Here is a 12,552-nt window from a genome sequence, read left to right as displayed (position 1 = left end):
ATTCGGTCAGATGCTTTGGCGCAGCCGGGCCAGGTCTCTCAGGGGCGGTGCACCAAACAACCGGCTGTATTCCCGGCTGAACTGCGACGGGCTTTCATACCCCACCCGATACCCGGCCGCCGATGCTTCCAGCCCTTCGGCAATCATCAACCGGCGCGCTTCCTGCAGGCGCAGTTGCTTCTGGTATTGCAGCGGGCTCATGGCGGTGATCGCCTTGAAGCGGTGGTGTAAGGTCGAGACGCTGAGGTTCACCTCCCTGGCCAGGTCATCGATGCGCAGCGGTTGCTCATAATTGCCGTTCAGCCAGGTGATCGCCTGGCTGACGCGATGACTCTGACTGTTGGCCACGGCAATTTCATACAGTCGATAACCCTGCGGCCCACGCAGCAGGCGATAGAGAATCTCGCGGTTGATCAGCGGCGCGAGCATCGCGATATCCTTTGGGGTATCCAGCAGCCGCGTCAGGCGCAGCACCGCATCGAGCAGCGAGTGGTCGATGCGGTCGACGTACATCCCGCGCGACGTCGGCCGCGAAGGCACACCCATCGGACCCGCTTCTGCAATCAGGGCCGTCAGTTGCGCCGGGTCGATATTGATGCGCACCGACAGGTTGGGATCTTGCGGCGTGGCATCGATGACCCTTCCTGCCACCGGCATCGCTACCGAAAACACCAGGTAGTTGAGCGGGTCGTAGGCGAAGATTTCGTCGGCCAGGCGCACTTCCTTGCTGCCGCTGGCGAGGATGCACAGGGCAGGCTCCACCAGTACCGGCATGAAGTCGCGCGGCGTATTTTGACGGTTCAGGTACAGCGAGGTAATCGCCGTGCCGTAGGAACCTTCTTCCCAGGTATGGCGTTGCACGATGCCGGCGAGTTCAGCGCGCTGTTTTTCCATCTCGGCATCGAGGGGAAGAAGCTTGGGGTCGGGCAACGACATGGAACGTCCTCTGCGTGTTGCTTTGATGGACTGAGCTTAGCGGCGGATTTTCAAAGCGTGTTACGTCGATCCTGCACAATCATTGCCTGATCCTGCGAATAGGCGTGAATCAGGCAATGACGAGGGCTGTCATCGTCCGCAAATACTGAGCAGCGTCTGGAATAAACAGTGGGCGGCAAACGTCCTGCCTACGCTTTTCGCAGGATTGTGCAATAAGCCTGCAGGATTCGACTAACCGCGTGTCCAGCGGTGGCCTTATCGTTGATCCTGTGGCAACGCGCCCCCTCAGTGCTTGCCGAGCATCACTTCTCAACGGGAGAGTCGAACATGTCCACCCCCATTCCCGCGAGCCATATGGCCTTTATCCGTGCCCGTAGCGGGTGCAGCACCGAACTCGGTGCACGCTTGAGCAGTTTGATCGAACCGGGCCGTCAGGCTCAGGGTTGCCTGCAATTTTCGTTGCAGCATTCCCACACCGATCCCGATGTATGGCTGATTTCGGGCTTCTGGAGCAGCGAGCAGGCGATGAGTACCTACTTCAATTCGCCGGCGCTGATGATCTTCACCGAGCTGTTGAACGACATGGTGGTGCGCAGCATCGACTTCCAGACGTTCACCGATGCCTCTGCCATCAACGGCTATGGCGAGTACCTGCAACTGGCCGGTTAGGGTTTAGAATGGCCGACTTTCAATTGGCCAGGACCTGCAACATGGCACGCAAACAATTTGCCCATCACGAAGCCGTTTCCGCCGTAGTACCGGGTGAAGGAGGCTACAGCGCCGCCGTTGCCGTCAAGGCACTGGATGGCATGGGCGCACCGCAGTTTCACAAGATCCTTGACGGGCAGCGGTTCAAGACGGCGTCCGACGCGGATGACGCGGCCGCCGTGCAGCTCGAGCGATTGATCGATGTCGACGAAGAGGGCGTGCTGAACTGGGAGCCCGCCAATAACTGAACCTGTGGGAAGGGACTTGCGCCCCTCCCACTTGTGGCTGCATTGCAATCAGGGTTTGCCGGCGCCTGGGCGGTACATCTTGAACAGCGCCTCCGGGCCCAGCTGGAAGTAATCTGCCGGACCGCCGCCACGCAGGATCGGCTCGGCGGCGGCGGTATCGTAGATGCCGTCCTTGAGCAGCCACTTGGCAATGTGCACCGCCACCACTTCGCCCAGCACCAGCCAGCTTGGCACCAACGCTTTGTCAGCGCGCTGCAACTGGATGATCTGCGTCACTTTGCACTCGAATGACACCGGGCTTTCGCCCACCCGTGGCACACCGACGATTTTCGAGGCCACCGGCGTCAGGCCGGACAGTTCGAATTCATCCACTTGCGGCGCGACGGCCGCGCAACTCTGGTTCATCTGCTCGGCCAGCGGGCGGGTGGCCAGGTTCCACACAAACTCGCCGGTCTGTTCGATGTTGTTCAGGCTGTCTTTGCGTCCGACACTGGAAAACCCGATGATCGGCGGAATGTAGTTGAACGCGTTGAAAAAGCTGTAGGGCGCCAGATTCAGGCGACCCTCGCGGTCGTGGGAAGAGATCCAGCCAATCGGGCGCGGGCCGACAATCGCGTTGAAAGGATCATGGGGCAAGCCGTGGCCGTTGGCGGGTTCGTAGAAATGGATATCTTCAGACATGGCCTGTTCCATACTCGGTTCTGGGGCACGCATCATAACCAATGTGGGAGCGGGCTTGCTCGCGAATGCGCAGTGCCAGTCACCAGATTCGGTAACTGACTGACCGCCTTCGCGAGCAAGCCCGCTCCCACAGTTTTTACCGCATCGGCTGTTTAGTCCGTGGTAATGCGCGAGTGCTCACGGGTGTCTTTCATGGTCACATAAACCACCAGCGACACCGCGATACACGCGGTCACATACCAGTAGTAACCCGTCTCCATGCCAATGCTCTTGAACCACAGCGCGATGTATTCGGCGGTGCCGCCGAAAATCGACACGGTCAGTGCGTAGGGCAGGCCCACGCCCAGTGCGCGGATTTGGGTCGGGAACAGCTCGGCTTTGACCACCGCGTTGATCGAGGTATAGCCGCTGACAATGACGAGCGCCGCCATGATCAGGAAGAACGCGCCCCACCAGCTCTGGATGGTGTGCAGGGTGGTCAGGATTGGCACAGTGAAGAGGGTGCCGAGAATGCCGAAGGCGATCAGGATCGGCCGCCGACCGACCTTGTCCGACAGGCCGCCGACGAGGGGTTGCAGGCACATGAACAGAAACAGCGTCGCCGCCGAAATGGTAGTGGAGTCGGAAATACTCATCCCTACCGTGTTCACCAGGTATTTCTGCATGTAGGTGGTGTAGGTGTAGAAGGCCAGTGTACCGCCCATGGTCAGGCCGACCACGGTCATCAGTTCCCTGGGGTGGCGCATCAAGGTGCGCATGGCGCTTTCCCTGGCTTTTTCCTTCTTGATGAACGACTCGGTTTCTTCCATGCCGCGCCGCAGGTACAGCGCGACCACTGCGCACAGGGCGCCGATGGCGAACGGGATACGCCAGCCCCAGGCGTACAGTTGCTCGGTGGTGAGCAGTTGTTGCAGTACGATCAGCACCGCCAGCGCGATGAGCTGGCCGGAGATCAGGGTCACGTACTGGAAGCTGGAGTAGAAACCACGACGTTCCTTGGTCGCCATTTCGCTGAGGTAGGTGGCGGACGTGCCGTATTCGCCGCCAACTGACAGCCCCTGCAGCAAACGGGCAAATACCAGCAGGATGGGTGCACCGATACCAATGATTTCATAGCCCGGGCTGAGAGCAATCAGCAATGAGCCAAAGCACATCAAGTAGACCGAGGCCATCAGGGCTTTTTTACGCCCGACCTTATCGGCATAAAGGCCCATCAGCCAACCGCCGATCGGGCGCATCAGGAAGCCTACGGCGAAGATCGCGGCCGTGTTGAGCAGTTGGGCGTTGGTGTCGCCTTTGGGGAAGAAGGTCTTGGCGAAGTACAGCGAGAAAGCAGCATAGACATACCAGTCGTACCACTCGACCATATTGCCGACCGATCCGCTGAAGATCGACTTGATACGGCTGGAGGTGGTGCGTGCCGGCGCAGCCGCCGAGCCCAGAGGCAGGGAGTTGGAGTTATCCATCTAAGGATCCTTCATCTAGTTGTTTTTATGGCGCGGCGCGAACGCAGCGTGGTTCGGCTGTAGCAGGAGCTGTGCCAAACAGATGAAGGCCCGCGATAGAAGGGCTACAAGATTTTTTTGAGCGGAAAGTCGCTGATGGTTTTGCGGTGATGAGCGAAAATCCGCTGATGGCTGCTGGCGTCATCGCAGGCAAGCCAGCGCCCACCCTTGCAATGCATTCCCCTGTGGGAGACGGGCTTGCCCGCGATGGCGGCTTGGCAGGCGACGCCGATATCGACCTACAGAAATATCTCGCGCACCAACCCATGGCGCTGCATCTTTTCATTCAGGGTCCGACGCGGCAGTTGCAGCTCCGCCAGTACCGCTCTGATATCGCCGTTATGTCGGCTCAACGCAGCTTTCAGGCAATGGGCCTCAAACGCCTCCTGCTGCGCCGCCAGCGATTGCCCGACCTCAATCCCCTCCGGTTCTGGCTCGCCCAGCCCCAGCACCTGACGCTCGGCGGCGTTGGCCAGCTCCCGCACATTGCCCGGCCAGTCGTGGCTGAGCAGGCGGCCCAACTGCGGCCCGCTCAACGGCTCGACGTTGCGGCCAAGGCGTTCGGCGGCGCTTTGTGCAAAGTGCTCGTACAGCAGTGGAATGTCTTCGCGACGTTCGCGCAGCGGCGGCAGGCGCAGTTGGACGACGTTCAATCGATACGCCAGGTCTTCACGAAAGCGTCCAGCGCGGGCCTCTTCGAGCAGGTCCGGCTTGGTGGCGGCGATGATGCGCAGGTCCACCTGGATGCTTTGGTTGGAACCCAGGCGCTCCAGTGTCTGCTCCTGCAGCACCCGCAGCAATTTCACTTGCTGGGCCAGGGGCATGCTTTCGATTTCATCCAGGAACACTGTGCCGCCGTGGGCGTACTCGAGCTTGCCGATGCGCTTGCCCTGAGCACCCGTGAAGGCGCCGCTTTCGTGGCCGAACAGTTCGGCTTCAAACAACGGCTCGGGGATCGCCGCGCAATTGAGCGCCACGAACGGCTTCTTCGCCCGCGGCCCGAAATCATGCAGGCAGCGCGCGACCAACTCCTTGCCGCTGCCGGTCTCGCCGCGAATCAGCACATTGACCGGCAGGCTCGCCAGGTCCAGCACCTGGCGGCGCAATGTTTGCAGGCCTTTGGACACGCCCAGCAGGCTGGTTTCCAACTGCGCGCGATGATCGGCCTGCTGATGCAGGCGACGGTTCTCCAGCACCAGCCCGCGTTTGTCCAGCGCACGGCGCAGACTGTTGAGCAGGTCCTGCGGGCTGAATGGTTTTTCCAGGAAGTCGTAGGCGCCGTCGCGCATGGCTTCGACCGCCATCGGCACATCGCCATGGCCGGTGAGCAGGATCACTGGCAAGCCGGCATCGCGGCGTTGCACTTCGGCCAGCAGCTCCAGGCCACTCAAACCCGGCATGCGCACGTCGCTCAGAATGACTCCGGGGAAATCCCTGGGCAGTTGCGCCAGGCACTCGTCGGCACGGCTGAACAACTGCACGTCAAATCCGGACAGGCTCAACCATTGCTCGACGGCCGTGCGAATGCCGGCTTCGTCATCGACCACCATTACTGCGTTCAACATAGGTCTGGCGTCTCCAGCGCGACGGGCAGGGTTAGGGTGAATACCGCGCCATCGCCACGGTTACCGGCGCTCAGGCGCCCGCCCAGTTCGTGCACGATAGCGTAGGATACCGCCAGCCCCAAGCCGAGTCCGTCGCCCACCGGCTTGGTGGTAAAGAACGGGTCGAACACGCAGGGCAGATGCTCTTCGGCAATCCCGCCGCCGCTGTCGCTGACAGTCAGTTGCCAGCATTGCTCATCGGCTTGCAGGCGTATTTCCAGACGTTTGCGCGGCGTGTCGGCCATGGCGTCGAGGGCGTTGCGCAGCAGGTTGATCAGCACCTGTTCCAGGCGGATTGCGTCGCCGCGCACCCAGGCCGGGCGAGTCAGGTCCAGCCTCACGCCGATGGCTTCATCACGCAGGCGCGCGTCGAGCAAGTGCAGGGACTGGTCGACCACCGTGGCCAGGTCGAGCCGTTCGCGCAGTCCACTGGGGCTCTTGCGGGCGAACGTCTTGAGGTGGCCGGTGAGGGCGGCCATGCGCGTGAGCATTTCGTCCAACGGCGTGAGCGCCTGGTAGGCGTCATCCACGCGGCCGTGGTCCAGCAGCAGGCGCAGCGTCGCCAATTGCATGCGCTGGGCGGTCAGAGGCTGATTGATTTCATGGGCAAGGGCGGCCGACATCTGCCCCAGCGCCGCCAGCTTGGCCGATTGCACCAGGCCGTCCTGGGCAGTGCGCAGCGCCTGGGTGCGTTCATCGACCAGTTGTTCAAGCTCTTCGCGACTGCGCTGGCGCAGACGGGCCAGGCGCCAGCGCTGGCTGAGGAACAGCACCAGGAACACCAGCGCCAGCCAGGACCCGGCGGCGGCCAGGCCCGCGTTGCGCTGGTCTTCGAAGGCGGACTGCGGCTTGCGCAGCAGGTGCAGGGTCCAGCCCTCGGCTTTGAGCGGCATGGATTCCCAGATGTAATTGGCATTGCCGTCAGGACCGTTGACGCGCATCAGGTGGCTGTTTTCGCCGAAGCGTTGCAGGGTGCTGGTGTCCAGCGCTTGCAGGTATTTCTTGTCGTACTGGCGCGTGGCTTTGAGTTCGGCCTGGTCGCTGTCGGACAACGGCCGCAGATTGCGATAACGCCAGCCCGGCTGATTGGCGATAAACACAATGCCCCGCGCATCGCTGACCAGCAGCAGGTCGTTGCCCTGGGCCCACTCGCGTTCAAGTTCGGGGAATTCCAGTTTCACCACCATGGCGCCGAGGAACTGTTCGTTCTCGTCGAGCACCGCGCTGGAGAGAAAGTAACCCGGTATGCCGGTCGTTACCCCCACCGCATAAAAACGCCCGGTGCCCTGGCTCAGGGTCTGGCTGAAATAGGGACGAAATGCGTAGTTGTGGCCCACGTAGCTGCTCGGCAGGTTCCAGTTACTGGCTGCGACCGCGAGGCCAGTGCGGTCCATCAATTCGAGGGTGGAAGACTGCGCGGCGCTGTTGATGCGTTGCAGCTTGCGATTGAGCACATCCTGAGTGGCGGCGTCCAGCGGGCCCTTCAGGGCGCGGATCATTTCCGAGTCCAGCGCCAGCACGGCAGGCAGCGCGCGGTAGCGTTCGATCAGGGTGTGCAGCGAGTTGGCGTACAACGCGAGCTGCTGATTGGCGCGAGCGGCATCCTCCACCAGCGCCTGGCGCTCGGCCTGACGTGTGGCAAGGCCGGCGGCCAATAGCGCACCGGCGATGATCAGCAGGGCGTAGAAGGTGAGGCGCAGGGGGCGGTTGATCACGATCATACGGTGATGAGCAGGCGCAGTGGGGGGAGCGCACCATAGCATGCGCTGCTTGAGTCTGCGGCGAATGGGCTTGTGTGGGAGGGGGGCTTGCCCAATGTCGTTCAGTTGAGTCCGCTCCCACATTTGACTGTATTTTCACCATAAAAAAGGCGACTGGGCTTTGGGCCGCAGTCGCCTTTCTCCTTGCGGGAGTGTGCTTACTGCACTTCCACCGCCAGGCTTTCACTGATCTTTTTCTGCCAGATGGCGGGACCGGTGATATGGACGGATTCGCCCTTGCTGTCCACCGCAACGGTGACCGGCATGTCTTTGACGTCGAACTCGTAGATCGCTTCCATGCCCAGTTCGGCGAAGGCCACTACACGCGACTTCTTGATGGCCTGCGCCACCAGGTAAGCGGCGCCGCCCACGGCCATCAGGTACACGGCCTTGTGGTCCTTGATCGCTTCGATGGCGGTCGGACCGCGCTCGGATTTGCCGATCATGCCCAACAGGCCGGTCTGCTCGAGGATCTGCCGGGTGAACTTGTCCATCCGCGTCGCGGTGGTCGGGCCCGCTGGGCCAACCACTTCTTCGCGCACCGGATCAACCGGGCCGACGTAGTAGATGAAGCGGCCCTTGAGGTCCACCGGCAGGCTTTCGCCCTTGTTGAGCATCTCGACCATGCGCTTGTGCGCGGCGTCGCGACCGGTGAGCATCTTGCCGTTGAGCAATACGGTTTCGCCCGGCTTCCAGCTTTGCACGTCTTCAGCAGTAAGGGTGTCGAGGTTGACGCGACGGGCCGACGGGCCGGCTTCCCAGACGATCTCCGGGTAGGCATCCAGCGGTGGCGCTTCCAGCGACGCCGGGCCGGAACCGTCCAGCACAAAGTGCGCGTGACGGGTGGCGGCGCAGTTGGGGATCATGCACACCGGCAGCGAGGCTGCGTGGGTCGGGTAGTCCATGATCTTCACGTCGAGCACGGTGGTCAGGCCACCGAGGCCCTGGGCGCCGATGCCCAGTTGGTTGACCTTCTCGAACAGCTCCAGGCGCATCTCTTCGATACGGTTGGAGGGGCCGCGCTTTTTCAGCTCGTGGATGTCGATGGATTCCATCAACACTTCCTTGGCCATTACCGCAGCTTTCTCGGCGGTGCCGCCGATGCCGATGCCGAGCATGCCCGGTGGGCACCAGCCGGCGCCCATGGTCGGAACAGTCTTGAGCACCCAGTCGACGATTGAGTCGGACGGGTTGAGCATGGCCATTTTCGACTTGTTTTCGGAACCACCGCCTTTGGCGGCCACGTCCACTTCCACGGTGTTACCCGGGACGATGGAGTAGTGGATCACGGCGGGGGTGTTGTCCTTGGTGTTTTTACGCGCGCCGGCCGGGTCGGCAAGGATGGAGGCGCGCAGTACGTTTTCCGGCAGGTTGTAGGCGCGACGCACGCCTTCGTTGATCATGTCGTCCAGGCCCATCGTGGCGCCATCCCAACGCACGTCCATACCCACGCGCACGAACACGGTGACGATACCGGTGTCCTGGCAGATCGGGCGATGGCCGGTGGCGCACATGCGCGAGTTGATCAGGATCTGCGCCATGGAGTCACGGGCCGCTGGCGATTCTTCGCGCAGGTAGGCTTCGTGCATCGCCTGGATGAAATCCACGGGGTGGTAATAGGAGATGAATTGCAGGGCGTCGGCAACGCTCTGAATCAGGTCGTCTTGCTTGATCACGGTCATGAGTCGCGCTCCTCTATAAGGGAACATTCAATAAAGGTGGCTTCAGTGAAGTGCATCGGTCGGCTGAAGCCACCTTTCCAAGGCACGTCACAGTGGTGCAAGGCGCGACGCTAAAAAGGCGCGGCAGTATAACCCGGTGCGGTGGGTGATACACCCGGCTATGGTCAAACTGTCGCAGGCATGATTCCCTGTGCGCGTCCCTTCTGATTGAGCCTTTATATGCCTGAACTGCACGTCGGTGAACGCCACTGGTCGGTCCCCACCGGCAGCAACCTGCTGGATGCCTTGAATCAGGCGGGCGCGGCCGTGCCTTACAGTTGCCGGGCGGGCAGTTGCCATGCCTGCCTCGTGCGCTGTCGCGGCGAAGTTGCAGACAAACAGCCCGATGCCCTGAGCCCGGCACAACGCCAGGACGGCTGGCGCCTGGCCTGCCAGTGCCAGGTGATCGGTGATGTGCAGGTCGAAGCCTTCGATCCCTTGCGTGACGGTGTGGCGGCACAGGTAATGGCGGTCGACTGGCTGAGCGCTTCGGTACTGCGCCTGCGTGTGCAGCCGGAGCGTGGTTTGCGTTACCGGGCGGGGCAGCATGTGGTGTTGTGGGCGGGGCAGGTGGCGCGGCCGTATTCGCTGGCAAGCTTGCCGCAGGAGGATCCGTTTCTGGAGTTTCATCTGGATTGCCGCTTGCCCGGCGAATTCAGCGATGCCGCACGAGGGTTGGCCGTCGGTGATCGCCTGCGCCTGGGCGAACTGCGCGGCGGGGCGCTGCACTACGATTCGGACTGGCAGGCGCGACCCTTGTGGCTGCTGGCCTCCGGCACAGGCCTCGGCCCGCTGTGGGGCGTATTGCGCGAGGCGGTACGTCAGGATCACCAGGGTGCGATCCGCGTGATTCACCTGGCGCATGATGTCGACGGCCATTACCTGGCAGGCCCCTTGGCGGCCCTGGCCGCCAGCCATCCCAACCTGACGGTGGAGCTGTGGACGGCGGCAGAGCTTGACCAGGCATTGGCGCAACTGCGGGTGGTTTCCCGGCAAACCCTGGCGTTGCTCTGCGGGCATCCCGCCAGCGTCGAGGCGTTTTCCAAGCGCCTGTTCCTGGCGGGCCTGCCGCGCAATCAACTGCTGGCCGATGTGTTCCTGCCCCGCGGTTAAGCGGAGCACATCAGCCCCTTTGAAAGGCAAAAAGCCCCGCCATTCACATGGCGGGGCTTTTGTTTTTCAGCGAGTCACTCAGAACTGCGGGTCACCTACGTGCAGAATCTTCATGCCATTGGTGCCACCGGTGGTGTGGTAGCTGTCGCCCTTGGTCAGGATGACCCAGTCGCCCTTCTCCACAACACCGCGTTTGATCAACTCGTCGATGGCGGCCTGGCTGACTTCATGAGGCGGCAGCGAAGCGGGATCGAACGGCACGGTGTAGACGCCACGGAACATCGCCGCGCGGGCCTGGGCTTCGCGGTGCGGGGTGAACGCGTAGATCGGCACCGAGGAACGGATACGCGACATGATCAACGGCGTGTAGCCACTTTCGGTCAAGGCGATGATCGCTTTCACGCCCGGGAAGTGGTTGGCGGTGTACATCGCCGCCAGGGCGATGCTCTGGTCGCAGCTTTCGAAGACCTTGCCGATACGGTGGCTGGAGGTCTTGCTGGTCGGGTGCTTTTCGGCACCGACGCAGATACGCGCCATCGCCTGCACGGCTTCCAGTGGGTACGGGCCGGCGGCACTTTCGGCCGAGAGCATCACGGCGTCGGTGTAGTCGAGCACGGCGTTGGCCACGTCGGACACTTCGGCGCGGGTCGGCATCGGGTTCTGGATCATCGACTCCATCATCTGGGTCGCCACGATGACCGCTTTGTTGTGGCGGCGTGCGTGCAGGATGATTTTCTTCTGGATGCCGATCAGCTCGGCGTCGCCGATTTCCACACCCAGGTCGCCACGGGCAACCATCACGGCGTCGGAGGCCTTGATCAGGCCGTCGAGGGTTTCGTCATCGGCCACGGCTTCAGCGCGTTCGATCTTCGCCACCAGCCAGGCGGTACCGCCGGCTTCGTCGCGCAGTTTACGGGCGTATTCCATGTCGGCAGCGTCGCGTGGGAAGGATACGGCGAGGTAGTCCACTTCCATCTCGGCGGCGAGCTTGATGTCGGCCTTGTCTTTTTCAGTCAGGGCCGGGGCGGTCAGGCCACCGCCGCGACGGTTGATACCTTTGTGGTCCGACAGCGGGCCACCGATGATCACGGTGCAGTGCAGTTCAGTCGGGGTGGCGGTGTCGACGCGCATGACCACGCGGCCATCGTCGAGCAGCAGTTCGTCGCCGACGCCACAGTCCTTGACCAGATCCGGGTAATCGATACCCACGACCTGCTGGTTGCCGTCGGTCAGCGGATGGCTGGTGGAGAAGGTGAACTTGTCACCAATCTTCAGCTCGATGCGCTTGTTGGTGAATTTGGCGATACGAATTTTCGGGCCTTGCAGGTCACCCAGCAACGCGACGAAGCGGCCGTGCTTGGCGGCCAGATCACGCACCAGCTTGGCGCGAGCCTTGTGCTCGTCCGGGGTGCCGTGGGAGAAGTTCAGACGGGCAACGTCCAAACCAGCCAGAATCAGCTGTTCGAGGACTTCCGGCGAGTTACTGGCCGGGCCAAGGGTGGCGACGATTTTGGTGCGACGGACGGACATGCACAGACTCCTGAGTTCAAGCGCTGGGGAAGGCTACTATGCTCTTTGGTTGTAGTCATTGTTCGTTTGCACTACTTATCGACGATTGGCTGGTTTGAGCGTCAATTGAATAGACGAACATCCTTGAAGATTTTCGACGAGGGGTCGATACACTGCACAAGACAGGAGAACCCCCATGCGAATTTTGCTCGTTGCTGCCCTGGCCGTCAGTGTTGTCGGCTGCACCCGCTGGTCCATGGACCATCATTTGAACAACGCCTACCGTGCGTACAAGGTGGGTGACTGTGAGCGCGTGACCCTGGAATTGTCCCAGGTCGACCGTGAAAGCCGTACCCGGCGCTACGTACAGCCGGAAGTTTCGATGTTGCGCGGGCAATGCCTGGAGCGACAGAAGCTGTTTGTGGATGCGGTGCAAACCTATCAGTTCATCATCAGCCAGTACCCGTCCAGCGAATACGCGTACCGCGCCCGCGCCCGCCTGGACACGCTGCAGCAACTGGGTCATTACCCCGGCGCCAGCGTCGCGCAACCCCGGCCCGCATCCCTTTGATAAAATTTGTCACGCTGTAACTGGCCCGTCTCACGTCTTAGGCTAATATTTGTATATCTGTTCGATATTTTTATATTCAAATGGATTGAATGTCTGGAGTTGGTAGATTCATAGCGATGACGCACAACACCGTCGTCGCGCCGACCTCGGGGAGAGCGGGCCTGTATCGCCGTTCCGAATCACTGGCTCGGCCAGA

The 12,552-nt window shown here is 61.8% G+C and carries 11 protein-coding genes; 4 read left to right on the top strand and 7 right to left on the bottom strand.

What is annotated here, in order from left to right; all coding sequences use genetic code 11:
- Positions 1 to 6: 6 nt before the first annotated feature.
- Positions 7 to 936 carry an AraC family transcriptional regulator gene (locus JOE32_RS12070; RefSeq protein ID WP_209984348.1) on the bottom strand — a complete coding sequence of 310 codons (930 nt, stop codon included), beginning with the start codon at positions 934 to 936 and terminating at the stop codon, positions 7 to 9.
- Positions 937 to 1,263: 327 nt separating this feature from the next.
- Here JOE32_RS12070 and JOE32_RS12065 point away from each other — a divergent pair, with 327 nt between their 5' ends.
- Positions 1,264 to 1,605 carry an antibiotic biosynthesis monooxygenase family protein gene (locus JOE32_RS12065; RefSeq protein WP_209984345.1) on the top strand — a complete coding sequence of 114 codons (342 nt, stop codon included), beginning with the start codon at positions 1,264 to 1,266 and terminating at the stop codon, positions 1,603 to 1,605.
- Between the two features lie 8 nt (positions 1,606 to 1,613).
- Positions 1,614 to 1,892 (top strand): hypothetical protein, encoded by a 279-nt coding sequence (locus JOE32_RS12060; protein ID WP_209984343.1) that lies wholly within the window; start codon positions 1,614 to 1,616, stop codon positions 1,890 to 1,892.
- Between the two features lie 48 nt (positions 1,893 to 1,940).
- On the opposite strand, the gene JOE32_RS12055 is transcribed toward JOE32_RS12060, so the two are convergent.
- From JOE32_RS12055 to JOE32_RS12035, 5 genes are all read right to left on the bottom strand, one after another.
- Positions 1,941 to 2,573: a flavin reductase family protein gene (locus JOE32_RS12055; protein WP_209984340.1), complete on the bottom strand. Its 633-nt coding sequence runs from the start codon at positions 2,571 to 2,573 to the stop codon at positions 1,941 to 1,943.
- 152 nt (positions 2,574 to 2,725) lie between these two features.
- Positions 2,726 to 4,039 (bottom strand): MFS transporter, encoded by a 1,314-nt coding sequence (locus JOE32_RS12050; RefSeq protein WP_209984336.1) that lies wholly within the window; start codon positions 4,037 to 4,039, stop codon positions 2,726 to 2,728.
- A 278-nt stretch (positions 4,040 to 4,317) separates the two neighbouring features.
- Positions 4,318 to 5,643, bottom strand: coding sequence for a sigma-54 dependent transcriptional regulator (locus JOE32_RS12045; protein ID WP_209984333.1), 1,326 nt, complete (start codon positions 5,641 to 5,643; stop codon positions 4,318 to 4,320).
- Positions 5,637 to 7,403, bottom strand: coding sequence for an ATP-binding protein (locus JOE32_RS12040; protein WP_209984330.1), 1,767 nt, complete (start codon positions 7,401 to 7,403; stop codon positions 5,637 to 5,639). Before JOE32_RS12040 ends, JOE32_RS12045 begins: the two co-directional genes overlap by 7 nt.
- 197 nt (positions 7,404 to 7,600) lie before the next feature.
- The gene (locus tag JOE32_RS12035; RefSeq protein WP_209984327.1) at positions 7,601 to 9,124 is read right to left on the bottom strand and encodes a fumarate hydratase; all 1,524 of its coding nucleotides are present in this window, start codon (positions 9,122 to 9,124) and stop codon (positions 7,601 to 7,603) included.
- 219 nt (positions 9,125 to 9,343) lie between these two features.
- On the opposite strand from JOE32_RS12035, the gene JOE32_RS12030 reads away from it, so the two are divergent.
- Complete coding sequence (locus JOE32_RS12030; RefSeq protein ID WP_209984324.1) at positions 9,344 to 10,276, top strand: iron-sulfur-binding ferredoxin reductase; 933 nt, start codon at positions 9,344 to 9,346, stop codon at positions 10,274 to 10,276.
- Between the two features lie 78 nt (positions 10,277 to 10,354).
- Here the strand turns inward: JOE32_RS12030 and pyk are convergent, their stop codons facing one another.
- Complete coding sequence (pyk, locus tag JOE32_RS12025) at positions 10,355 to 11,806, bottom strand: pyruvate kinase (RefSeq protein ID WP_209984319.1); 1,452 nt, start codon at positions 11,804 to 11,806, stop codon at positions 10,355 to 10,357.
- A gap of 175 nt (positions 11,807 to 11,981) precedes the next feature.
- On the opposite strand from pyk, the gene JOE32_RS12020 reads away from it, so the two are divergent.
- The gene (locus JOE32_RS12020) at positions 11,982 to 12,356 is read left to right on the top strand and encodes a tetratricopeptide repeat protein (protein ID WP_209984316.1); all 375 of its coding nucleotides are present in this window, start codon (positions 11,982 to 11,984) and stop codon (positions 12,354 to 12,356) included.
- The last annotated feature ends 196 nt before the right edge of the window (positions 12,357 to 12,552 follow it).

Origin of the sequence: Pseudomonas sp. PvP025, assembly GCF_017832155.1 — a bacterium.
Classification (GTDB): Bacteria; Pseudomonadota; Gammaproteobacteria; order Pseudomonadales; family Pseudomonadaceae; genus Aquipseudomonas.
This window is presented reverse-complemented; position numbering and strand designations above follow the sequence as displayed.